A 23,283-nucleotide genomic window follows, 5' to 3' on the forward strand; every position below is an offset into this window, starting at 1 on the left:
GCGCACCTGATCTCATGCCACCGGGCACGTGACGTGGTGGAGCGGTGGGAGCAGGGCGAGGCCAGGCCGCTCGCTCCCACCTCCGACACCGCCCGTACGGCCGCCGCGCACGCCCGCCGCGCCTACGACTTTCAACGCCTGCCGCCTGCCACAAGAGGCTCACGGCAACGAGTGTCACGCAGTGTGACCACCTGCCGAGGGTCACGCCCCCCGAGCGCCTCGCCGTGGAGACCGAAGACCGGGACCGGAAGCAAGAACTCCTCCAGGCCGAACGGCGGCGCCGATGGTACGAGGCGATCTCGCAGGCTCGCCAGCAACAGATCGAGCAGCACCGCGGGAAGTTCCTCATTGAGCAGATCGGGGCCTAGCGACATGCCGCCGAGATCCGCGCCTTCTGCCAAGCCGCGCGCGGCCGAACCGAAGGCAGCCTGTTGCCGAGGAGGCTGAGTGGCTCGATTGGGCCGAGGCGTATGGGGCACAACTCGACCCGCTGCATAGCCGACTGAGTCCTCTGCCGGATCCCCCGGCCAGGCGGAAGGTGTTACGTGAGATGTCGAAGGCCGATGCCTATGCCTACCCGAGACCGTTCGACGCCGACGGCCGCTGGACACTTTACGCGGGTCCAGCCGGCCGACGAGCCCCAATGAAGCCGGGGCATCCCCCCACACACGAATGCTTCGCCTGAGCTTGTTCCGCTTTGACGGACACCATCGGTGTGGTGGTCAGGCTGCGAGTGCGGTCTCGTATTCGGCGGGACTGCGGTAGCCGAGGCTGCTGTGTAGTCGGTGCAAGTTGTACCAGCCCTCGATGAAGTCGAAGATCGCAGTGCGGGCGGTGGCCCGGCTGGGCCAGGAACCCGTGTCGAGCAACTCCCGCTTGATGGTGGCGAAGAACGACTCGGCGAGCGCGTTGTCCCAGCACTGCCCGGTGCGGCCGACGGACAGGCGGACGCCGAACTCCGTTGCCAGGGTGGCGAATTGCTGACTCGTGTACTGACATCCACGATCCGAGTGGAAGATCACTGGCCGGGTGGGACGACGCTGGCGGCAGGCGGATGTGAGAGCGTCCGCGACCAGTTCGGTCCGCAGGTGGTCGGCGGTGGACCAGCCGACGACGCGGCGGGAGGCGATGTCGATGACGGTGGCCAGATAGAGCCAGCCCTCCTCGGTGGCAACGTAGGTGATGTCACCGCACCAGCGTGTGTCGACGCCGTCCGGGTCGGGGGCGAAGTCCCGGACGACGAGGTCGGGCCGGGACGTGGCCCGCGGGTCGGGGATCGTCGTCAGCTGCCGTCGTCTGCGGTGCCGGCCCTGCAGCCCGGCGTTGCGCATCAGTCTGGCGATGCGGCGTCGGCCGCAGTCCTCGCCCTGTCGTTGCAGGGCGGCGTGGACTCGCGGGGCTCCGTAGGTCCCGCGGGACCGCTCGTGAACTTCGGCGATCTTCTCGGTCAGCTCGGCATCGCGGACCGCCCGCGGACCGGTCCTGCCACTGCGGCGGGCGTAGAAGGCGGCTCGGGAGACCTGCAGCAGTTCACACGCGCGCTTGACGTTGTGACCGTCTCGCTTCTCCGCCTCGATGAACGGGTGCACCGTCACCGGGTCTCCTTCGCGAAGAAAGCCGTCGCCCGCTTGAGGACCTCCACGTCCTCCCGCAACCGGCGGTTCTCCCGCCGCAGCGCGGCCAACTCCTCACGTTCGCTGCTGGTCAGCCCATCGCGCTCGCCCGCGTCGACCTCGGCCTGGCTGACCCACAGCCGCACCGCGGTCTCGGTCAGGTCGAAGTCCTTGGCGACCTGACCGACCGAGCGGTCACCACGCCGGCACAGCTCGACGATCTCGGCCTTGAACTCCGACGTGAACGAACGGCGAGGCCGAGGCTTCTTCTTCCCCATGCTCTCCATGATGGACATCCTCCCGGGGCAGAACCCCTGATCTCAGATGTCCGTCAAAGCGCATCAAGCCCACACTCCATCAGGCGGCGACTGCGCGTCTTCACCACAGACCTCACGGACCGGCCGCGCGGCGGCTCGCACCTTGACGAAGGCCGTTCAGGCTGCCGCCACGACGCCGAAGCCGGTCCGATCAAGAGCCAGCCGGTCGTCAGCTCCCAGCGGTGGTGGACTTCGGGCGTGCCTGGAGGGCGTGTAGGCGGGCGACCACGGCGACCAGGGTCCTCCGGGCACGCCGACTCCGTGTGAGTCGAAAACGGCTGACCTCCAGCTGTTTCTGAAGGCTGGCGACGGCAGGATGCCGGCTGCCCTGCGTTTAGAGGCCGTCGCCAGTAGCGGCCTGGCGGGGTCTCCGGGGTGTCCGAACGGCCGATGGCCGCGGCAAGGAAGTCGCCCGATTGCTGGCGGCGACTGCCGCCTTGTGGCCCTGATGTTGCCCCAACTCGGTCCCAAGGAAGCCCGGCACGGATGGCTCAGGAGCGTACCTGAGCCGTGTTGGCGTTCTGGTCGGGCACACGGGCCTTGCGTGCGGTGCGATGTGGTGACAAGGGCATCTTGTTACTGTCCGGGTCAGCTGATTCGTGCTGCACCTCGGTGAATCTGCGCGCCGAGCCAGCGCGGACGACTTCGGGCATTCGCTCGTTGGGGCGGAAGTACGCCATCTCCCAGGCCCCGTCAGAGATCCATAGATTCCAGGTTTTGAGCAGCAGTCCCAGCTGAAGTGAGCTGACGGTGTTGCCGCGTCGTGGCCGGGCCGGATTCTGAAAGTATCGGCGGACAACCCATCTGGGGTCGGCCGTGTCCAGGTGGGCTCCGGAGATCAGGCCTTGGAAGAAGTCGTCCGCGTGCGAGGTGCTTCCGCCGTCCCGGTGGACCAGGTACGCGCATGCCAGTGACGCTGCGGGGGCGGAATACACGCCGCTCTTCAGGGCGGTCATCAGTGGCAGGAACTGCTCAGGTCGGAATACTCCGACTGGAAGAACCGAACGATCTCGGCATTGGTGTAGACAACAGACCGCCATGCGGGCCAGGCAACCTTCTTGCGTTCGACGTCGTAGTTTTGCAGCAGCCGGATGGTCGAAGAGACGTCCTTGCGATGCCCGTCGACGCCCACCAGGGACAGCGCGGTCGCAGCCGACCGAGCCTTGCCGCAGTCCATCGTTGTTGCCGCACCATGTGGCACGTCCCGGGCGACAAGGAAGCTGCGGGGCGTTTTGCTGATGATGACCGCTTGGAGTCGGTGCTGTCCCTGAATTGCGGCTCCATGACTGCACAGAGACAGGACGTCGGGGTTGTAGTCGTCCCAGCTACCGTTGCACATGTCACGAGCGAGCCGCCGGGCGTGAGAGGAATCCAGCTTGCGTGGGTTGCAGCCGTGCAAGCGGGTCTTCTCAAGGATGTCGGCTGCCGCAGCAACGGTGACGACCTCGCGTACGAGATCAGGCAGCGCTACGGTAGCGGGCGCGGCGTCTTCGATCACGATCAACTCCGGTTAGGTGCTGAATGCGGGGCGAGCCGGAGTGGTTCACCGTGCCGACTTCTACGAGCGATCGGGTGACCGTTCTCCGAATTGGCGTCACTTGGCACGGTGACCTGAATCGCGGGCAGTGACGCGGCGGCGATGGATCACATCGGGCAGCTTCATCGCCCGCAAATGCCTAGTTCATCGAGCATGCGAGACGTTGTCGCAATAGCGACGGATGGCGCACTGTCAGTCGGGTGATGACACGCATCGCAGTGGCAGGTAGCCGTCCACGTACCGTACGAATAACGCGAGTGCCGTCTTGGACTGATCGAGGAGCCCGTCACGCCACCGGCCGCCGAATCCGATTCCAGGGCGGCTTCCGCCGGCCCACGTTCGACTTCGATACCGATGACGAGGAGCGCGCCCACCGATCCACCGCCCTGTTCCTCGCCCAGGAGGGGCACCCGAGGCGGACGACGTGCCGGAACCGTGGGGCGACGCGACGACGGCGGAGGTCGTAGCGCACTCGGGTGCGCTGTATCGCGGCTCTGCCAGGACTGATGCACCACGCTGCTTACCTGACCAGGGACTACACGGGCAATCTCTTCAGCGACCTGCTCCAGGGCCTCTCCGGGATCGTCCAGAACCCGGAGACCTCTGGGCGCCACCGACGTACGCGTCCTCGACGGGGAGAGGGACCTTCTGGTGCCCACAACGGTGCTCCGGCACGGCTGACGAAGGTAGCCCTGGCCTTGCCGTGGCAGTCGAGCAAGCCTGACCAGGCTGCGTTGACAGGGGGGTTCGGGATCAGACGCAAACCACTGATTGGGTGGCTGGTGTCACCCACCTGGGCGTGCAGAGCGACGTCCGGCATGGGCCCGCTCTGTCCTGGGGAGCCCGATCCCGCCTTCGAGTCCGGTACCGGCCGAAGTCGAGCCCCATCTCGCTGGTGCCGCCGGAACCCCCGTGGCTGGTGCGCCGCACCACTGGCCGAACCCGTCCGGTGCCGGCGGGGCTCACAAGGCTGCTGGATCTACCACTACACCCGCTGGGCACGAGGTCCCGGCTCGATCCATGTCGGCCTGTCGGTCGCGAAGACCGGGGCGGCCCCAGAGGGCCAGTTCGATCTGCTCGTCAGACGCCAGACGAGACCCCCGTGAAAAACGGCGCCCGTTCCGCCGGTTGGTGATCTCCGTGGCACCCAAGGTCCCGGCGCCGCGCTGGGGTGCCGGTTGCTCGACCACGCCCGACGGCTTAAGTCCGACGAAGTTGGAGGTCGCCACCGAATTGCGCTGTCGCCAGTTCAATGTGCGCCGACTGGAGCGTGGCGGGGGCACGGAACATGCAGGTGTACTGCGTTGGCTCGCAAAGGTGTTGGCGATTCCCTCGAAGGCCTCGACCTCGTTGCGTCCTCGGACGGCAGTCGTGAGGATCACGAAACGCGATCTCGGGTGCGTTGTGGTGTTGGAGAAGGCGGCCAAGAGCGCGTGACCTGCGGTTGCGAGTGTGCCCACCCGGGACAGATCATCGGGATGGGCCTACCTCGTGGGCGCCCCAGCGACCGGGTGGTCCGGGCAACCTAGCGGGCCGGGATGAGCTCGAATCACCGCGGATGTACCCCCAAGTCGTGCTGCACCCCTAGGATCGTGTAGGTTCTTCGAGTTGCCACGGAGCCGACAGGCCCGGGGCAGCCATCCCGCCGCTTCGCGGCACACCACTACTGCACGGCCCCTCACCGGGAACAATTTCGGCATGCCGAAATTCGCACCGCGACGTGATTATGCGTCAACGAGGAATTCCGCTAACGTAGTGATCACGCCGAAAGGCACGGCAACGCAAATTGCCGGACCACGGCGTAACCCCCTCCGACGGGGATTCGGAAGCGAATTCGGACCGGCAACGGACCGAGAATCGGATCTGATAGAGTCGGAAAGGCCGGAAAGCGAAAGCTGAACGGCCGGCCCGCTCCAACAGGGCGCCAGAGACGGAAACGGATCTGGTAAGGTTGGAAACGCGAAGAAGCCGAAAGGCGGAAACGCACCGGCGAAAATCGGGCCCGCAAGGATCTGATAGAGTCGGAAACGCAAGACCGAAGGGAAGCGCCCGGAGAGCCCGGTACTGAGCAATCAGAACCGATAAGGCACAAAGGAAGCGTCCGTTCCTTGAGAACTCAACAGCGTGCCAAAAGTCAACGCCAGATATGTTGATACCCCGTCCACCGGAAACACTTCCGGAGGATGAGGTTCCTTTGAAAAGCCCACCACGGCCCATGCGGTCGGGGTGGCACACACAGCGAGGACGCTGTGAACGACCGGACCTATTCCGTCTGGTTGTTCCGCTCTCGTGTGTGTTTCACCGGATTACCGGTAAACATTCACGGAGAGTTTGATCCTGGCTCAGGACGAACGCTGGCGGCGTGCTTAACACATGCAAGTCGAACGATGAACCTCCTTCGGGAGGGGATTAGTGGCGAACGGGTGAGTAACACGTGGGCAATCTGCCCTTCACTCTGGGACAAGCCCTGGAAACGGGGTCTAATACCGGATACGACCACCGACCGCATGGTCTGGTGGTGGAAAGCTCCGGCGGTGAAGGATGAGCCCGCGGCCTATCAGCTTGTTGGTGGGGTGATGGCCTACCAAGGCGACGACGGGTAGCCGGCCTGAGAGGGCGACCGGCCACACTGGGACTGAGACACGGCCCAGACTCCTACGGGAGGCAGCAGTGGGGAATATTGCACAATGGGCGAAAGCCTGATGCAGCGACGCCGCGTGAGGGATGACGGCCTTCGGGTTGTAAACCTCTTTCAGCAGGGAAGAAGCGAGAGTGACGGTACCTGCAGAAGAAGCGCCGGCTAACTACGTGCCAGCAGCCGCGGTAATACGTAGGGCGCAAGCGTTGTCCGGAATTATTGGGCGTAAAGAGCTCGTAGGCGGCTTGTCACGTCGGATGTGAAAGCCCGGGGCTTAACCCCGGGTCTGCATTCGATACGGGCAGGCTAGAGTTCGGTAGGGGAGATCGGAATTCCTGGTGTAGCGGTGAAATGCGCAGATATCAGGAGGAACACCGGTGGCGAAGGCGGATCTCTGGGCCGATACTGACGCTGAGGAGCGAAAGCGTGGGGAGCGAACAGGATTAGATACCCTGGTAGTCCACGCCGTAAACGTTGGGAACTAGGTGTGGGCGACATTCCACGTCGTCCGTGCCGCAGCTAACGCATTAAGTTCCCCGCCTGGGGAGTACGGCCGCAAGGCTAAAACTCAAAGGAATTGACGGGGGCCCGCACAAGCAGCGGAGCATGTGGCTTAATTCGACGCAACGCGAAGAACCTTACCAAGGCTTGACATACACCGGAAACGTCTGGAGACAGGCGCCCCCTTGTGGTCGGTGTACAGGTGGTGCATGGCTGTCGTCAGCTCGTGTCGTGAGATGTTGGGTTAAGTCCCGCAACGAGCGCAACCCTTGTTCTGTGTTGCCAGCATGCCCTTCGGGGTGATGGGGACTCACAGGAGACTGCCGGGGTCAACTCGGAGGAAGGTGGGGACGACGTCAAGTCATCATGCCCCTTATGTCTTGGGCTGCACACGTGCTACAATGGCCGGTACAATGAGCTGCGATACCGCGAGGTGGAGCGAATCTCAAAAAGCCGGTCTCAGTTCGGATTGGGGTCTGCAACTCGACCCCATGAAGTCGGAGTTGCTAGTAATCGCAGATCAGCATTGCTGCGGTGAATACGTTCCCGGGCCTTGTACACACCGCCCGTCACGTCACGAAAGTCGGTAACACCCGAAGCCGGTGGCCCAACCCCTTGTGGGAGGGAATCGTCGAAGGTGGGACTGGCGATTGGGACGAAGTCGTAACAAGGTAGCCGTACCGGAAGGTGCGGCTGGATCACCTCCTTTCTAAGGAGCATCTAGATCTCGTAAGAGATCCAGAGCCACTACGTCGGCAAATGTTCGACGGTGGTTAGCTCATGGGTGGAACGTTGACTATTCGGCGCACTTGATTGGTTGTCACTAGTACTGCTTCGGCGTGGAACGTGAGGACGAGTGAAGTGGGCCGGGCACGTTGTTGGGTATCTGAGGGTACGGACCGTTGAGTCTGGACCTTCGCGATGCCGGCCCCAGTGAACTCAGCCTTCGGGTTGGGGTGGTGGGTGGCTGGTCGTTGCTTGAGAACTGCACAGTGGACGCGAGCATCTGTGGCCAAGTTTTTAAGGGCGCACGGTGGATGCCTTGGCACCAGGAACCGATGAAGGACGTGGGAGGCCACGATAGGCCCCGGGGAGCTGTCAACCGAGCTTTGATCCGGGGGTGTCCGAATGGGGAAACCCGGCAGTCGTCATGGGCTGTCACCCGCTGCTGAACACATAGGCAGTGTGGAGGGAACGCGGGGAAGTGAAACATCTCAGTACCCGCAGGAAGAGAAAACAACCGTGATTCCGGGAGTAGTGGCGAGCGAAACCGGATGAGGCCAAACCAGTCACGTGTGATACCCGGCAGGGGTTGCGTGGTTGGGGTTGTGGGATCTCTCTTTTACAGTCTGCCGGCTGTGAGACGAGTCAGAAACCGTTGATGTAGGCGAAGGACATGCGAAAGGTCCGGCGTAGAGGGTAAGACCCCCGTAGCTGAAACATTAGCGGCTCGTTTGAGAGACACCCAAGTAGCACGGGGCCCGAGAAATCCCGTGTGAATCTGGCGGGACCACCCGTTAAGCCTAAATATTCCCTGGTGACCGATAGCGGATAGTACCGTGAGGGAATGGTGAAAAGTACCGCGGGAGCGGAGTGAAATAGTACCTGAAACCGTGTGCCTACAAGCCGTGGGAGCGTCGCTGTATGTGCTTGCACATGCAGTCGTGACTGCGTGCCTTTTGAAGAATGAGCCTGCGAGTTTGCGGTATGTTGCGAGGTTAACCCGTGTGGGGAAGCCGTAGCGAAAGCGAGTCCGAATAGGGCGTTGAGTAGCGTGCCCAAGACCCGAAGCGGAGTGATCTAGCCATGGGCAGGTTGAAGCGGAGGTAAGACTTCGTGGAGGACCGAACCCACCAGGGTTGAAAACCTGGGGGATGACCTGTGGTTAGGGGTGAAAGGCCAATCAAACTCCGTGATAGCTGGTTCTCCCCGAAATGCATTTAGGTGCAGCGTCGTGTGTTTCTTGCCGGAGGTAGAGCACTGGATAGGCGATGGGCCCTACCGGGTTACTGACCTTAGCCAAACTCCGAATGCCGGTAAGTGAGAGCGCGGCAGTGAGACTGTGGGGGATAAGCTCCATGGTCGAGAGGGAAACAGCCCAGAGCATCGACTAAGGCCCCTAAGCGTGTGCTAAGTGGGAAAGGATGTGGAGTCGCAGAGACAACCAGGAGGTTGGCTTAGAAGCAGCCATCCTTGAAAGAGTGCGTAATAGCTCACTGGTCAAGTGATTCCGCGCCGACAATGTAGCGGGGCTCAAGCACACCGCCGAAGTCATGTCATTGCAGCAATACTCCCAACGGAGGCTGTGATGGGTAGGGGAGCGTCGTGTGCCGGGTGAAGCAGCCGTGGAAACGAGTTGTGGACGGTTCACGAGTGAGAATGCAGGCATGAGTAGCGATACACACGTGGGAAACGTGTGCGCCGATTGACTAAGGGTTCCTGGGTCAAGCTGATCTGCCCAGGGTAAGTCGGGACCTAAGGCGAGGCCGACAGGCGTAGTCGATGGACAACCGGTTGATATTCCGGTACCCGCTTTGAAACGCCCAATATCGAATCCATTAATGCTAAGGCCGTGAAGCCGGCCTGGAGTCTTCGGACAAAGGGACGTGGTGGAGCCGCCGATCCAAGGTGGTAGTAGGTAAGCGATGGGGTGACGCAGGAAGGTAGTCCAGCCCGGGCGGTGGTTGTCCCGGGGTAAGGGTGTAGCCCGTCATCTAGGCAAATCCGGATGACGTTAAGGGTGAGACCTGATGCCGAGCCGATTGTGGTGAAGTGGATGATCCTATGCTGTCGAGAAAAGCCTCTAGCGAGTTTCATGGCGGCCCGTACCCTAAACCGACTCAGGTGGTCAGGTAGAGAATACCGAGGCGTTCGGGTGAACTATGGTTAAGGAACTCGGCAAAATGCCCCCGTAACTTCGGGAGAAGGGGGGCCATTGCTGGTGATGGAATTTACTTCCTGAGCTGGTGGTGGCCGCAGAGACCAGCGAGAAGCGACTGTTTACTAAAAACACAGGTCCGTGCGAAGCCGTAAGGCGATGTATACGGACTGACGCCTGCCCGGTGCTGGAACGTTAAGGGGACCGGTTAGTCACATTTCGGTGTGGCGAAGCTGAGAACTTAAGCGCCAGTAAACGGCGGTGGTAACTATAACCATCCTAAGGTAGCGAAATTCCTTGTCGGGTAAGTTCCGACCTGCACGAATGGCGTAACGACTTCTCGACTGTCTCAACCATAGGCCCGGTGAAATTGCATTACGAGTAAAGATGCTCGTTTCGCGCAGCAGGACGGAAAGACCCCGGGACCTTTACTATAGCTTGATATTGGTGTTCGGTTCGGCTTGTGTAGGATAGGTGGGAGACTTTGAAGCAGCCACGCCAGTGGTTGTGGAGTCATTGTTGAAATACCACTCTGGTCGTGCTGGATGTCTAACCTGGGTCCGTGATCCGGATCAGGGACAGTGTCTGGTGGGTAGTTTAACTGGGGCGGTTGCCTCCTAAAGAGTAACGGAGGCGCCCAAAGGTTCCCTCAGCCTGGTTGGCAATCAGGTGTTGAGTGTAAGTGCACAAGGGAGCTTGACTGTGAGACTGACGGGTCGAGCAGGTACGAAAGTAGGGACTAGTGATCCGGCGGTGGCTTGTGGAAGCGCCGTCGCTCAACGGATAAAAGGTACCCCGGGGATAACAGGCTGATCTTCCCCAAGAGTCCATATCGACGGGATGGTTTGGCACCTCGATGTCGGCTCGTCGCATCCTGGGGCTGGAGTCGGTCCCAAGGGTTGGGCTGTTCGCCCATTAAAGCGGTACGCGAGCTGGGTTTAGAACGTCGTGAGACAGTTCGGTCCCTATCCGCTGTGCGCGTAGGAGTATTGAGAAGGGCTGTCCCTAGTACGAGAGGACCGGGACGGACGAACCTCTGGTGTGCCAGTTGTCCTGCCAAGGGCATGGCTGGTTGGCTACGTTCGGAAAGGATAACCGCTGAAAGCATCTAAGCGGGAAGCCTGCTTCGAGATGAGTACTCCCACCCCCTTTGAGGGGTTAAGGCTCCCAGTAGACGACTGGGTTGATAGGCCAGATATGGAAGCCTGGTAACGGGTGGAGTTGACTGGTACTAATAGGCCGAGGGCTTGTCCTCAGTTGCTCGCGTCCACTGTGTAGGTTCTGAAGTAACGACCTGTGATTATGCCGGGTTGGTTAACTTCATAGTGTTTCGGTGGTCATAGCGTTAGGGAAACGCCCGGTTACATTTCGAACCCGGAAGCTAAGCCTTTCAGCGCCGATGGTACTGCAGGGGGGACCCTGTGGGAGAGTAGGACGCCGCCGAACAAATTTTCCGGGAAAGCCCCGCACCGTATGGTGCGGGGCTTTCCTGCGTTTTGGGTCCGTTCTCCCCATTCCACGTGCCGTGCCAGGGTTGTCGTAGACGTGGTGGAGCCGGTTGAACGCCACCGCCGCGTACAGCAGACTGATTTTGGGTCAACAGCCTGCCTTCAGCTGAGCCGGATGACCTGCAACTCCTGGGAAGAATCCGTGCCGGCTGCCGGCCTGACGGCGGGGCCAGCTGGCGGCTAGCTCAAATGCCGGTCGAAGAACCGGTTTCCGTCCTCCACCTCGAACCACGGGGTGCCGACGTGCCCGCCCATATTGGCGTGCAGTGTCTTCTCCTTGCTGCCGAAGGCGTCGAACAGGTCCAGGGACCGTTGCCGGGGGTTCCCTTCGTCGTCCCACTGCAACAGGAACAGCAGCGGGATGGTGACCTGCCGGGCCTCCTCACGCTGGGCGCGGGGCACGTAACCCCCGGCGAAGAAACCGGCGGCTGCGATGCGCGGTTCGATCACCGCCAGTCGAATGCCGACGGCGGTCCACCCCGAGTACCCGACCGGGCCGCCGATTTCGGGGAGTGAAAGGAGGGCGTCCAGGGTGGTCCGCCATTCCGGGACCGCCTTTTCGACCAGCGGGGCGATGAAGGACTCGAAGATCTCGTCGACCGGCTCGCCGGCCTGCATCGCCGTGCGGAGGTCGGCGCGGGCCTGCTCGTCGGCGGTGGAACGGGGCCGGTCTCCGCACCCGGCGGCGTCGATGGTGGCCACCGCGTAGCCGTGCGCCGCGGAGTGCCGGGCCCGGGCCACCAGCCGCGGTTGCCCCTTGGGCAGGCCGTTGTTGTGGGCCATCAGGATCAGCGGGGCCGGTGCGGATCCAGGCGTCCACAGGGTGCCGGGGATCTCGCCGAGGATGAATTCGCGCTCGAGGACGCCGTCGTCGAGGCGCAGTTCGGAAGTGAATTGCATGGTCGTGCCTTTCGGGAGTGCTCTGGAACGGCGCTCCCGGACGACCTATCGCCCGACCGTGACCCCGGAGGGGAGCACCCATGTCGATACTGCGTTCACGGGTACCACCTCCTCGTTCTCTCGCACGGCCGTTGGAAAGTTAGCAGTGGTCGGCGTGGCTTGCCAACGGGTTTCTGCGGAGGCTCCGGATGTCGCCTCACCACCCGTCTCGGTCGTCACTTGTGTTTGGTGTCCAGGAAGGCGTTGTCGTCCACGACGATGCGCAGCGGCGGATCAGCCTGAGGGGGTCCGCCGCTGGGGCGGTTTGTTGGCGGGACGTGAGTGAGGCGTTAACGGAACGTCAGTGGCCCAGGGAAGAGTGGTGTTCACACCGCGGGAACGGCCTAAGAAAGAACTCCCGCACGGAACACAGGGGGAACCCGATCATGCGTACTTCCCGGATTCGTACCGCCACTCTGGCTGCCGTCACCGCCGCGCTGGCGCTGGGCCTGACTGCCTGCGGCGGGGCCGACGGTGACTCGAAGGCGGCGGGCGGCGACAACGCCGCCGGTACCGCGCAGACCCAGTCCGCGCCCAATGGGGAAGGCAAGAGCGGCGCGGAGCAGGCCAACCCCGGCGGTGGCTCCAAGGAGGGCGCAGGCGCGACGACCGCCTCGGGTGGGACGGGCGAGACCGCGGGCAAGGGCGCAACGGCCGGTGCCCAGCAGTGCCGCGGCGACGAGATGCTGCTGACCGCGGTGCACCAGCTCGCCGGGCAGCAGGGCGACCATCTGCTGGTCACCGCCTCGAACAAGGGCACCAAGCCGTGTTGGGTCACCTCGTACCCGGCCGTGAAGCTCGGCGACGGCGTCGACGGTGCCGCACTGCCGCACTCGAAGAAGGACAACGCGGGCGGCAGCCAGCACATCACGCTCCAGCCCGGTGGCACGGCATACAGCGCGGTGAACCTCTTCGACTACGGCTCGAAGAACCACACGGCGCAGTCCTTCGCTCTCGCACTGCGCGGCGCGGACGGTCACAACGGCCCCACCTACTCCGTCGCCATCAAGGGCGAGAAGCCGCAGTTCAGCTGGAACGAGGCCGACGTGCTGAACTGGAGCACCAAGAAGCCGTACGACTTCTGACAGTCCGCCGGACGGTGACGTGTCGCCCCGGGCCGCGCCACACCGCCGCGTCCCGGAGCGCCGGCAAACGGTGGGCACGGCCTCCCACTCGACGTGCGGGGTGCCTCCTCCGCCTGGGACCCCAGCGGCTCGTCCGCTGGGGGCGCGACGCGTGTCCGATGTACGACGCGGTGGCCGGGTCCGGTGTCTGCCTTACCCTTTCTTCGGGTCGTCGGCTGCGCGTGCGTACATGGGCTGAGCGTGCGTCTATGCGGGACTGATGCCTCGTCTGAATCGTCCGAACAGGAGTTGGCCGCTCGTGTCCTCGCCCGCCCCGGCCGGGGCCTCTTCGCGACCTGTCCGTGTGTTGCTGGTGGAGGACGACGAGCTGATGCGGCGGTCCTTCACCGTCGCCTTGGAGCGTTACGGCTACGAGATGACGGCCGCGGCCGACGGTCTTACGGGCCTTGAGCTCTTCCGTGACGAAAGCTTCGACCTGCTGATCCTGGACGTGATGCTGCCCGGTCTGGACGGGATCGGCCTGTGCCGCAGGGTCCGGGAGAGCAGCTTGGTGCCCGTGTTGATGATGTCCGCGCGCGGCGACGGACTCGATGTCGTCGCCGGTCTGGAGGCCGGGGCGGACGACTACGTGGTCAAGCCCGTGGACACGTACGTGCTGGTGGCGCGCATCCGCTCGCTGCTGCGGCGGGCGACCTACGCGCCCGCGCCGGGACCCGGGCGGGCCGCGGATGAGGAGCCGCCGTCCGAGGGGGAGGTGCTGGAGTTCGGGGACCTGCGTATCGACACCGCCGGTATGGAGGTGTTCGTCTCCGGGAGCCCGGTGGCGCTGACCCCGACCGAGCTGAAGCTGCTATTGGAGTTCGCCGCCCACCCGGGTGTCGTGCTGGAGCGGCACACCCTGCTGCGCAATGTCTGGGAGTACGGCTGGGACGGTGACAGCCGGGTGGTGGACCTGTGTGTGCAGCGGCTGCGGCGGAAGCTGGGGCGGGAGCGGATCGAGACGGTCCGCGGTTTCGGCTACAAGCTCAGGCGCTGAGGGGGGTGCGGGTGTTCCGACGGCTGCGGCCGGACCTGTCGTCCCTGCGCTGGAAGATCGCCGCGCTGGCCGCGGTCACGGCCTGCCTGGTCGTGGCGGCGGTGGGTGTGCTGGTGCACCTGTGGACCGCGGACGACATCCGCTCCCGGGCCGAGGCCCAGGCGTTCAACGGGCTGTACTCGGCCATGGACACCTACCGGCGCACCAAAACCCTCGCGGACGGAGCCGAGCTGGATCCGGCCGAGCTGCCCCTCGCGCTCCGGCACCCCGCCGACGGCGAGCGGCATACGGCTTACGACGGGCGCGTCGAGGGGAATGGGGGCCCCACCGTCTGGGCCGCCCAGCGGGTCGGCGGCCCGGGCAGCCGGGTGCTGGCGGTGCAGGTCAACATGAGTTCGGAGCTGTACACGCTGCGCCAACTCGACGTGACCATGGCGGTGGCCTCGCTGCTGGCGCTCGCGGTGGCCGTGCCGCTGGCGGTCTACGGGGCCGGGTTGCTCGCCCGCAGGCTGCGGCGGGTCTCCGAGACCGCAGGCCGGATCTCCGCCGGGGATCTGGACGCCCGCACCGGGCCCACCAAGGGCCGCGACGAGGTGGCCGAGATCGCCGCCACCGTCGATGGTATGGCCGACCATCTCGGCCAACTGCTGCGCACCGAGCGGCAGTTCACCGCGGACGTGGCCCATGAGCTGCGCACCCCCGTCGGCGGTCTGCTGGCCGCCGCAGACCTGCTGCCGGCCGGTGAGACGGAGGATCTGCTGCGGGCCCGGGTACGGGATCTGCGCGGCCTGGTGGAGGACCTGCTGGAGATCTCCCGACTGGACGCCGGGGCCGAGCAGCCGGTCCCGGCCCGGGTGCCGCTCGGCGCCGTCGTCTCCGAGGCCGTGGCACGCACCGGTCTCCGCGCCGAGGTCACCGTCGCCGGGACGGAAGCCGATCGGACCGTGGAGACCGATCCGCGCCGTCTGGAGCGGATCGTCGACAACCTCGTCGTCAACGCCCACCGGCACGGCGGGCTCCCGGTGGAGGTCACCGTCGAGGGCCGTACGGTCGTCGTGCGCGACCACGGCCCCGGCTTCCCGGCAGACGTGCTGCTTCACGGTCCCCGCCGGTTCCAGACGGGGTCGACGGAGCGCGGCACGGGCCACGGCCTCGGCCTGACCATCGCCCTGGGCCAGGCCCGGCTCCTCGGCGCCGAGCTGCATCTGGAGAACGCCCCGGACGGCGGCGCCGTCGCCACCCTGCACCTGCCGTCCCGCGCCTCCGGCTCCTGCGGAACCGCCGCGTCGGCATGAGGGCTCGGCCGGGAGGCCCTGTGTGCGCCCCGCCGCCTCGGGCACGCTCGCCCGGCACGGATGCGGCCGCCCCCCCCGCTACCTCGGACACCACGGACGCGCGGCCCGTCCGGCCATCAGGCTCCCCGCCCCTACAGACCTGCCACAGACCTCCTGCTACAGAACTGCTACCAGGCGGCGCGGTCGCCGATACACAGTGGCTCAGGCCCCGATACGTTCCCCGGACACCCTTCGCAGTGCACCCTTCCGCACCCGAAGAGGAGTCCCCACATGTCCGTCACCCCCTTCGGCCCGCCCGCGCAGCACGGGGCGCCCGGGGTCGCAGCCGCCACCTTCGATCTGTCGAAGGTCTACGGCAGCGGCGACACCCGGGTCGTAGCCCTGGACCATGTCAGCATCGACTTCCGGGAGGGCGAGTTCACCGCGATCATGGGTCCTTCCGGCTGCGGCAAGTCGACGCTGATGCACTGTGCGGCCGGGCTCGACTCGCCCAGCTCCGGCTCCGTGCGCATCGGCACCACCGAACTGAGCACGCTGGGCGATCGGCAGCTCACCGCGCTGCGCCGCGACCGGATCGGCTTCATCTTCCAGGCGTTCAACCTGCTGCCGACGCTGACCGCGCTGGAGAACATCACGCTGCCGCTGACCGTCGCCGGACGCCGCCCCGACCAGCAGTGGCTGGACCGCGTGGTCGCCATGGTCGGACTCTCCCAGCGCCTCGGTCACCGGCCCGCGCAGCTGTCCGGCGGGCAGCAGCAGCGCGTCGCGGTCGCCCGTGCCCTGGCCTCCCGCCCCGCGATCATCTTCGGCGACGAGCCCACCGGAAACCTCGACTCCCGCGCCGGGGCCGAAGTCCTCGGCTTCCTGCGCGAGTCGGTGCGTGAGCTGGGCCGGACCGTGGTCATGGTCACCCACGACCCGGTCGCAGCCGGCTACGCCGACCGCGTGGTCTTCCTCTCCGACGGCCGCCTGGTCGACGAGATGACACACGTGACCCCGGACCGGGTGCTGGGCCTGATGAAGAGTCTGGGCGCCCGCTCGCACACCGGCTAGACCCGCCTCGCCCAGGACCCAACCCGCCGCCCGCTCGCCTCCGCCGAGCCCACGCCTCGAAAGCTCCCCATGCTGAAAACAGCCCTGCGCAACCTCCTGGCGCACAAGGCCCGTCAGATCATGACTCTCCTTGCCGTCTGCCTGGGTGTCGCGTTCGTCAGCGGCACCCTGGTCTTCGCGGACTCCACCGCCGAGGCCCACCGTGCCGCCGCGTCGAAGAGCTTTGCCGACATCGCGGTCACCGTGACCGCGAAGACACCCCCGCCGGGGGCCGCCGCACACCAGCGGACCAGCGCGCTCGACGACGCGCTCGCACGGAAACTGGCCGCCGTTCCCGGTGTCGCCGCCGTGCGCCCGTCGGCCGACGGCTCGGCTGCCCTGAACGCGGCGGACGGCACCCCGCTGCGGGTCGATCCGGGGGCGAATCCGGCCGCCGGCTACGTACCGGGCAAGGACGGCAAGGACAGCCACTACCCGCTGGCCGAGGGCCGCGCCCCGAGGAACAGCGGCGAACTCGCCGTGGACCGCGGCACCGTCGCCGCCGGCCACTTCCGCCTCGGCGACACCATCACGCTGGCCACCGACGGCCCCGTCATGACCAAGCGGCTCGTCGGCATCGTCACCACCGACGACACCCGGGTGACCGCCGGCGGCACCCTCGCCCTGTTCGACCAGGCGACCGCCCAGAAGCTGTTCGCGTCCCCGGGCCACTACACCGGGATCGATCTGTCCGCCGACCCCGGCACTGACCAGTTCGCGCTCTCCCGCCGGGTCACCGGCGTGCTCCCGGCCGACCGGGCCGAGGCCACCACCGGCGCCGCCCAGGCCGCCCAACAGGCCCTCTACGTCGACACCCTGACCCGGGGCTACGAGAAGCTGCCGCTGGTCTTCGCCGGGGTCTCGCTGTTCATCGGCTCCTTCCTCATCATCAACACCTTCACGATGCTCGTGTCGCGGCGCACCCGTGAGATCGCTCTGCTGCGGGCGATCGGTGCCACGCGCCGCCAGGTGTCCCGCTCCGTGCTCCTGGAGGCCCTCCTGGTCGGCCTCGTCGCATCGGCGGCCGGCTTCCTGCTCGGCCTCGGCATCGCCGCGGTGCTGCCCGGCATCCTGAGCACCGACGGGAACACGCTGCCCCAGGGCCCGCTGGTGATCGGCCCGCGCCCGGTCGTGGCGGCGCTCGGCGTGGGCGTGGGCGTCACCGTGCTCGCCGCGTGGCTGCCGTCCCGCAGGGCCGCGAAGGTCGCGCCCGTCGAGGCGATGCGCACGACGGACCAACCGCCCTCCGCCCAGCGGTCACGGATCCGCGGCGTGGCGGGCCTTGCTCTCCTCGTCCTCGGCGCCGGTGTGCTGGTGTCGCTCTCGGGGGCGAAGGACGCCTCGGAGAAGAACCTCCAGAACGCGATGTTCGGCTGCGCCCTCCTCGTCGCCGCCCTGATCGTCCTCGCGCCGCTCCTCGCCGCCCCGATGATCCGGCTGACCGGACGGCTGACCGGCCGCTTCGGGATCACCGGCCATCTCGCACAGCAGAACGCGCTCCGCGACCCGAGGCGCACCGCCGCCACCGCCGCCACCCTGCTGATCACCACCGCACTGGTCGCCGGCCTCGCCGTCATCGGCAACTCCACCGGGCAGGCCCTCGACCGCCAGGCCGCGGCCGGCCTCGGCGCCGACTACGTGATCGGCTCCCGCACCCCCACGACCGGCGTCGACCCGGCCGCCGTACGGCGGGTGGCCGACACCTCCGGGGTGCGGACCGCGAGCGCCGTCACGGACTCCACCCTGTCCACCGGCGGCGGTGTCCGGGAGATCTCCGGTGTCGACCCCCACACCGTGCACGACGTCATGAAGCTCGACTTCGTCAGCGGCTCCGCCAAGGACCTCGGGCCGGGCCGGATCGCCGTCTCCAGCACCCTCGCCCGGGACAATGACGTGACCACGGGCGGCCACCTCAACGCCAGCCTCGGCCGGAACCAGAAGTTCAGGAAGTACACCGTCGTGGGCGTCTACAAGGACAACCCCGTCGCCCACGACGCACTCGGCGCCCGTACCGAGGTGGCGCACGACAGCTACCTGCCCGGCTCCGTTCAGCGCATCCTCGTCCGCACCGACGGCGGCGCCGTCTCGAAGACCACCGAGGACCGGCTGCGCACCGCCGTGGGCAACAGCCCGCTGCTGAAGGTCCAGGACCGGGAGCAGTTCGTCCACGAGGCCGCCGGCACCATGGGCAACCTGCTGACCCTGATGTACGGGATGCTCGCCATCGGCATCGTCATCGCCGCGCTCGGCATCACGAACACCCTGGCCATGTCGGTCGCCGAACGCACCCGGGAGATCGGCGCCCTGCGGGCCCTCGGCATGGACCGCTCCGGCATCCGGCGGATGATCCGCCTGGAGGCGGTGACCGTCGCCGCGTTCGGCACACTCCTCGGCCTGGCAGGCGGCCTGTTCGGCGCCTGGGCAGTCGGCTCACTGGCCAATGGCGCAATGCCCCAGTACTCCCTGGCACTCCCCTGGGGAACGCTGCTCCTCGTGTGCCTGCTCTCCCTCGCGATCGGCGCCCTGGCCGCCACCGTCCCGGCCCATCGGGCGGCCGCCCTGAGCCCGCTGGAGGCTGTGGCGGACGCGTGAGGCAGGGGCTTGGGCAGGGTTCTGTGTGGTGGGCGGGGCGAGTTGCTTGGCAGGGGAGGGGGGCAAGGCCGAGCAGGGTCAGGTGGGTGCGGGGTTGGTGCTGGTAGCTGTGGTTGGGTCTGCGGTAGCTGGTCAGTCAGGACTTGGTGCGTACGCTGACCCGCCTTCGGCGTCCGAGTCGTTCGCTGGGTTCGATGCCTTTGCGGGCGATGCACCGTCCGTATGGTCGCGGCCTTCGAACTCGCGTACCTCGGGGTGTACGGAGTTCCCCACAACCGCGAGCAGTGCCAGGCGACGCTGGACCGCCTCCAGAGGGAATTCGGCGTGCGGGACTCGGATGTGAATGAACTCGAAGCCCACCTTTTCCGGTTGTGAGGCTGCAACGGCTGCAATAGGGGGAGCGTGCTGCGCTCGACCGAAGGGCTCTTCGTTCCCGCGTTCCCGTGCTGCTGCGGACGCGACATGCATTGCCGACGGCACTCGTCGTCCCCGGGGTTGACCGCCCTAGGTACCTGCTAGGACGGGACTTGATCTCCCCTGGACGGCCGCATGACCAGGGCCGGCCCCGGACGGCGCCGGAGAAGGAGCTGACCCGCGGACCGCTAGAGAACGTTCTGCAGCAGCAGACACAGGGCGACAGCGAGTGGATAGCAGCCGATGCCCGCCCAGGTGAGCAGGCGGCGTGAGCTGCGGCGTCCAAGCCAGATGAGCGCCAGCCCGGCGTGCGTCACCACCAGGGCGAGGAAGGGAAGGTCCTTCCGGAGGTCATAAGTGAATGCAAAGTACACCCAGAGCCAAGGAAGGAGGATCGCGAAAAAGAGGGGGAGTAGCGCCCAGCCCCGCACCTGGCGCTGGATGTATTGGTCAGTGGGGTCGCTTGTCTCACCGCCAAGTTCAAGCGATGGAAGATTGCTGCCGTCATCGCTGAAAATTTTCACTAGAGTACGGTATCAGCGCGCAACAGGCGCGTCAAAGTCACGAATGGGGGCAGGGTGAGCTTTTCGGTAGATCCAGACGATCTGACCGGTTTCGGAAAGCAGGTGAAACGAGCCGCCGATGATGTCGAGGATTCACGGGATTATGTAAAGAAGTCATGCGAGATGCTCGCCTCTGATGTCGGCCCGATTTCCACGGTGGCTCAGTTGTGGAGTGGCAGCCACGAAGATGTGGTGAACCGCGTGCAAAACACCCTCAAGGCTCTGCACAAGATTCTCGGCGCATCATCGGCCGAACTGCTTGGCTCCGCTAAGCATTACGACTCCACTGACCGAGGTGAGGCTACCCAAATGGATGCCACCTACCCGGCTTCCAAGCGTTAATCCGAAACATCCCCGGATCGGGAGGAGATTGATATGGGATTTGCGGACGTAGCAAAACCAACCAGTCGTCTGGTGGCGCCAAAAGTGGATGGCGACAAGGAGGAGCCGGAAGGTGGGGTGGTTAAGGACCTCCTGTCCTTCGGCGATGTGTTGAGTCCTTCCTGGGTGATCAGCAAGGGGTTGGAGATCGCCTTTGAGTTCAATCCGGTTGACGAGGCGAAGAAGCTGATCGCTGGCGACTGGGAAGAGTATGCGCAGTGCGCCAAGGCGTGGAAGGCGATGGGTGACTTCTGCGAGGACCTCGCGGAGAACATCAAGGCCGGAAATACGGCACTGGATAAGTCCTGGAATGGCAATGCCGCAGACGCCGCGTACATCTACTTCGAGACGCTCTCGAAGGACATCGCGGAAATGAAGGACTCCTTCGTTGATCTGAAGGAGAACTACGAGAAGACCACAGAAGCGGTCTGGAATGCGGCTGAGGCGTGCGGTGACCTGCTCCAGGGGATTCTGGATACTGCGGCGATCGTCGGACTGACTGCGCTGGCCGGCGCATCGACGAGTTTCACCTTGTTCGGTCCGGCTATCGCCGCGGGTGCGATCGCCGGAGAGGTCATCGCCATGATCAACATGTGGTCCAAGCTGACCACGGTCATCAGTGAACTCCAGACCGCAATCAACGGATCGGTGGCGCTCGTTGGCGGCATCAGTTCTTCTATCGAGAACAAGGCGATCAAATTTCCCCTGCCCGGTAAAGCGTACGACAGTCCGGTGGTCTGACGCTTCGCCCTGGCGGCAGTGCAAGCGCCTCTGGGTAACACCGCAAATCGAGACGGAGGAATCGGGGAAGAATGCAGTCAAGTCAAAATGAGCGTGAAGTCGGCGACGCCGAATTCATGGGGCTGGCCAAGGATGAGGCCAGGGCACGCATGCTGCGGAAAATGCTGAAGAATCTTGCGCAAGGGGACGGCCGTGATCCGTTGGCCGCGATGGCCAGGGACGTCATGTCGGGCCGGCGGGGCATCCGTGAAGCCATCGACGACCTGCCCCGGAGCGAGTCCCTCGAAGTTCGCTTCGAAACCTTCCAGCAGCGCTGGGATGCGATGTCGGAGAGCGAACGCCTTGCAGCGGAACGCGAGAGTTCCCAGTACTTGGACGAACAGCGCCGGGAAATCAGAGCGGAACGCGAGGCCGCCGGTCGCCCCGGCGCAGCACCGCCCCGCCACCGCGGCTGACGGCACCGAGCGCCCCTGCCCCTCGGACGGCGTGCCGACCGTACGGCGCGCGTGCGAACCGCGGAAACGCGACAGAAGATCCGCCGTGGGCCTCACCTCCCCGGACGCGTCCCATCCCCCGGCAGTCCCATGCCCCCGCAGTCCCAAGCCCCGGCAACCCCAACCCCCACCCCCCCATCACCCCGTAACGATCAGCCCGATCCCATACCCCGCGACCCCGAGGCAGGACGCGAAGCAGAGCAGGGCCGTCGCCGTTGCCGTCTTCTGGTGACGGACTCCAGGCGTATCGGAGGCGGGATCCCCGTGGCGGGTGCGGGACCAGGCGGCCAGGCCGAGGGAGAACATCACGACTACCACGGCGGTGATGCCGAGGCTGATGGCGAAGACACTTGCCAGGGTGCCCCAGTTGATGTCCATTCGGTTCTTCCCTTTCTGGGCGGCGACTGGGTCGGCCGGGCCGGCAGGGCCGGCTCAGGCGGCCGGTTTGACGGTGGAGGCCGGTTCGGGTGCCGGCGCCTCGTTGACGTTCTCCGGGCTCACGGGGCGGCGGCGCGACAGCACGTAGAAGCCCGCGGCGGCGGCGAGGGCGACGACCGCTACCAGGGCCACCCCCAGGTCGCCCTGGTCGGCCACCCAGGCGGCCACGCCTCCCACGGCGGCCGCGGCCGGCAGTGTCAGCAGCCAGGACACCGCGATCCGGCCGGCGACTCCCCAGCGCACATGTGCCAGCCTGCGGCCCAGCCCCGCGCCGAGGATGCTGCCGGTGCACACCTGGGTGGTCGACAGCGGGAACCCCATGTGTGACGAGGCGAGGATCACCGCGGTGGCGCTGGTCTCGGCGGCGAAGCCCTGGGGGGCCTGGATGTCGGTGAGCCCCTTGCCCATGGTCCGGATGATCCGCCAGCCGCCCGCGTACGTGCCCAGGGAGATCGCCAGGCCCGCGCTCAGCACCACCCACCAGGGTGGCCCCGCGCCATGGCTGAGTGCCCCGGTCGAGATGAGTGCGAGGGTGATGACGCCCATCGTCTTCTGGGCGTCATTGGTGCCGTGGGCCAGCGCCACCAGGGACGCCGACCCGATCTGACCCGCGCGAAAGCCCTTTCCGACGGCGCGGCGGGAGGTCCTCCGGGTGATCACATAGGCGAGGTAGGTGGCCAGCAGCGCCACCACACAGGCCACCACGGGCGAGGCCACCGCCGGGATCACGATCTTCTCGATGATCGCGCCGAAGCGCACCGCGGAACCCCCGGCCCCCACCCACACCGCGCCGATCAGCCCGCCGAACAGGGCGTGGGACGAGCTGGACGGCAGCCCGAGCAGCCAGGTGACCAGATTCCACAGGATCGCCCCGATCAGCCCGGCGAAGATCATCACCAGTGAGACCTGGCTGTCCTCGACGATGCCGCCCGAGATCGTCTTGGCCACTTCCGTGGAGAGGAAGGCTCCGGCCAGATTGAGCACCCCCGCGACGGCGACGGCGACCCGCGGGCTCAGCGCGCCGGTGGCGATGGAGGTGGCCATCGAGTTGGCGGTGTCGTGGAATCCGTTGGTGAAGTCGAAGGCAAGGGCCGTGAGTATCACGGCCACGAGCAGGAACGAGAAAGAGTCCACCCGACCTCCCGGATCTCCCGCATCTCCCGGATCTCCTGGCCCTCCACGTCGAGGGCGGTCCGGCCACGTGGGCCCCGGATCGGGTAC

The 23,283-nt window shown here is 65.8% G+C and carries 17 protein-coding genes and 3 rRNA genes; 12 read left to right on the forward strand and 8 right to left on the reverse strand.

The window, feature by feature from the left end; genetic code table 11:
• The first annotated feature begins 224 nt into the window (after positions 1 to 224).
• Positions 225 to 368 (forward strand): hypothetical protein, encoded by a 144-nt coding sequence (locus QT196_RS30030; protein WP_290356035.1) that lies wholly within the window; start codon positions 225 to 227, stop codon positions 366 to 368.
• A 354-nt stretch (positions 369 to 722) separates the two neighbouring features.
• Here QT196_RS30030 and QT196_RS30035 read toward each other — a convergent pair whose 3' ends face one another.
• The 4 genes from QT196_RS30035 to QT196_RS30050 form a co-directional block, all read right to left on the reverse strand.
• Positions 723 to 1,595 (reverse strand): IS3 family transposase, encoded by an 873-nt coding sequence (locus QT196_RS30035; RefSeq protein WP_168478147.1) that lies wholly within the window; start codon positions 1,593 to 1,595, stop codon positions 723 to 725.
• Positions 1,592 to 1,900, reverse strand: coding sequence for a transposase (locus QT196_RS30040; RefSeq protein ID WP_168477819.1), 309 nt, complete (start codon positions 1,898 to 1,900; stop codon positions 1,592 to 1,594). The genes QT196_RS30035 and QT196_RS30040 overlap by 4 nt, the downstream gene beginning before the upstream one ends.
• A gap of 521 nt (positions 1,901 to 2,421) precedes the next feature.
• Positions 2,422 to 2,886, reverse strand: a complete 465-nt coding sequence (locus tag QT196_RS30045) for a hypothetical protein (protein ID WP_290356036.1) — start codon at positions 2,884 to 2,886, stop codon at positions 2,422 to 2,424.
• Complete coding sequence (locus QT196_RS30050; protein WP_290356037.1) at positions 2,886 to 3,428, reverse strand: hypothetical protein; 543 nt, start codon at positions 3,426 to 3,428, stop codon at positions 2,886 to 2,888. Before QT196_RS30050 ends, QT196_RS30045 begins: the two co-directional genes overlap by 1 nt.
• Positions 3,429 to 5,786: 2,358 nt before the next feature.
• Here QT196_RS30050 and QT196_RS30055 point away from each other — a divergent pair.
• The 3 genes from QT196_RS30055 (at position 5,787) to rrf (ending at position 10,930) form a co-directional block, all read left to right on the forward strand.
• Positions 5,787 to 7,315 (forward strand): 16S ribosomal RNA (locus tag QT196_RS30055).
• A 301-nt stretch (positions 7,316 to 7,616) separates the two neighbouring features.
• Positions 7,617 to 10,739, forward strand: a 23S ribosomal RNA gene (locus QT196_RS30060).
• Positions 10,740 to 10,813: 74 nt separating this feature from the next.
• Positions 10,814 to 10,930 (forward strand): 5S ribosomal RNA (rrf, locus tag QT196_RS30065).
• The 16S, 23S and 5S rRNA genes sit together here, the layout of an rRNA operon.
• 242 nt (positions 10,931 to 11,172) lie before the next feature.
• On the opposite strand, the gene QT196_RS30070 is transcribed toward rrf, so the two are convergent.
• Entirely contained in the window at positions 11,173 to 11,892 is a 720-nt protein-coding gene (locus QT196_RS30070) for an alpha/beta hydrolase (protein WP_168481769.1), read from the reverse strand.
• Positions 11,893 to 12,317: 425 nt separating this feature from the next.
• On the opposite strand from QT196_RS30070, the gene QT196_RS30075 reads away from it, so the two are divergent.
• The 5 genes from QT196_RS30075 to QT196_RS30095 all read left to right on the forward strand — a co-directional run bounded on the left by QT196_RS30075 (position 12,318) and on the right by QT196_RS30095 (position 19,031).
• Positions 12,318 to 13,016, forward strand: coding sequence for a DUF4232 domain-containing protein (locus QT196_RS30075; protein WP_168481770.1), 699 nt, complete (start codon positions 12,318 to 12,320; stop codon positions 13,014 to 13,016).
• Positions 13,017 to 13,359: 343 nt separating this feature from the next.
• Positions 13,360 to 14,052, forward strand: a complete 693-nt coding sequence (cseB, locus tag QT196_RS30080) for a two-component system response regulator CseB (RefSeq protein WP_168481771.1) — start codon at positions 13,360 to 13,362, stop codon at positions 14,050 to 14,052.
• A gap of 11 nt (positions 14,053 to 14,063) precedes the next feature.
• A complete protein-coding gene (locus tag QT196_RS30085; RefSeq protein WP_168481772.1) occupies positions 14,064 to 15,347 on the forward strand; it encodes a HAMP domain-containing sensor histidine kinase in 1,284 nt (427 codons plus the stop codon).
• Between the two features lie 270 nt (positions 15,348 to 15,617).
• Positions 15,618 to 16,400: an ABC transporter ATP-binding protein gene (locus QT196_RS30090; protein WP_168481773.1), complete on the forward strand. Its 783-nt coding sequence runs from the start codon at positions 15,618 to 15,620 to the stop codon at positions 16,398 to 16,400.
• Between the two features lie 69 nt (positions 16,401 to 16,469).
• Complete coding sequence (locus tag QT196_RS30095) at positions 16,470 to 19,031, forward strand: FtsX-like permease family protein (protein ID WP_168481774.1); 2,562 nt, start codon at positions 16,470 to 16,472, stop codon at positions 19,029 to 19,031.
• Between the two features lie 602 nt (positions 19,032 to 19,633).
• Here the strand turns inward: QT196_RS30095 and QT196_RS30100 are convergent.
• On the reverse strand, positions 19,634 to 19,969 hold the full coding sequence (locus QT196_RS30100; protein WP_168481775.1) for a hypothetical protein: 336 nt from the start codon (positions 19,967 to 19,969) through the stop codon (positions 19,634 to 19,636).
• A 54-nt stretch (positions 19,970 to 20,023) separates the two neighbouring features.
• Here QT196_RS30100 and QT196_RS30105 point away from each other — a divergent pair, with 54 nt between their 5' ends.
• The 3 genes from QT196_RS30105 to QT196_RS30115 all read left to right on the forward strand — a co-directional run bounded on the left by QT196_RS30105 (position 20,024) and on the right by QT196_RS30115 (position 21,585).
• Positions 20,024 to 20,350, forward strand: a complete 327-nt coding sequence (locus tag QT196_RS30105) for a hypothetical protein (protein ID WP_168481776.1) — start codon at positions 20,024 to 20,026, stop codon at positions 20,348 to 20,350.
• A gap of 33 nt (positions 20,351 to 20,383) precedes the next feature.
• Positions 20,384 to 21,130 (forward strand): hypothetical protein, encoded by a 747-nt coding sequence (locus QT196_RS30110; protein WP_290356038.1) that lies wholly within the window; start codon positions 20,384 to 20,386, stop codon positions 21,128 to 21,130.
• A 71-nt stretch (positions 21,131 to 21,201) separates the two neighbouring features.
• On the forward strand, positions 21,202 to 21,585 hold the full coding sequence (locus QT196_RS30115) for a hypothetical protein (RefSeq protein WP_168481778.1): 384 nt from the start codon (positions 21,202 to 21,204) through the stop codon (positions 21,583 to 21,585).
• Between the two features lie 177 nt (positions 21,586 to 21,762).
• On the opposite strand, the gene QT196_RS30120 is transcribed toward QT196_RS30115, so the two are convergent.
• Entirely contained in the window at positions 21,763 to 22,002 is a 240-nt protein-coding gene (locus tag QT196_RS30120; protein ID WP_290356039.1) for a hypothetical protein, read from the reverse strand.
• Positions 22,003 to 22,056: 54 nt separating this feature from the next.
• Complete coding sequence (locus QT196_RS30125; RefSeq protein WP_290356040.1) at positions 22,057 to 23,196, reverse strand: inorganic phosphate transporter; 1,140 nt, start codon at positions 23,194 to 23,196, stop codon at positions 22,057 to 22,059.
• Positions 23,197 to 23,283: the final 87 nt, after the last annotated feature.

This window comes from Streptomyces sp. P9-2B-2 (assembly GCF_030406865.1).
Classification (GTDB): domain Bacteria; phylum Actinomycetota; class Actinomycetes; order Streptomycetales; family Streptomycetaceae; genus Streptomyces; species Streptomyces platensis.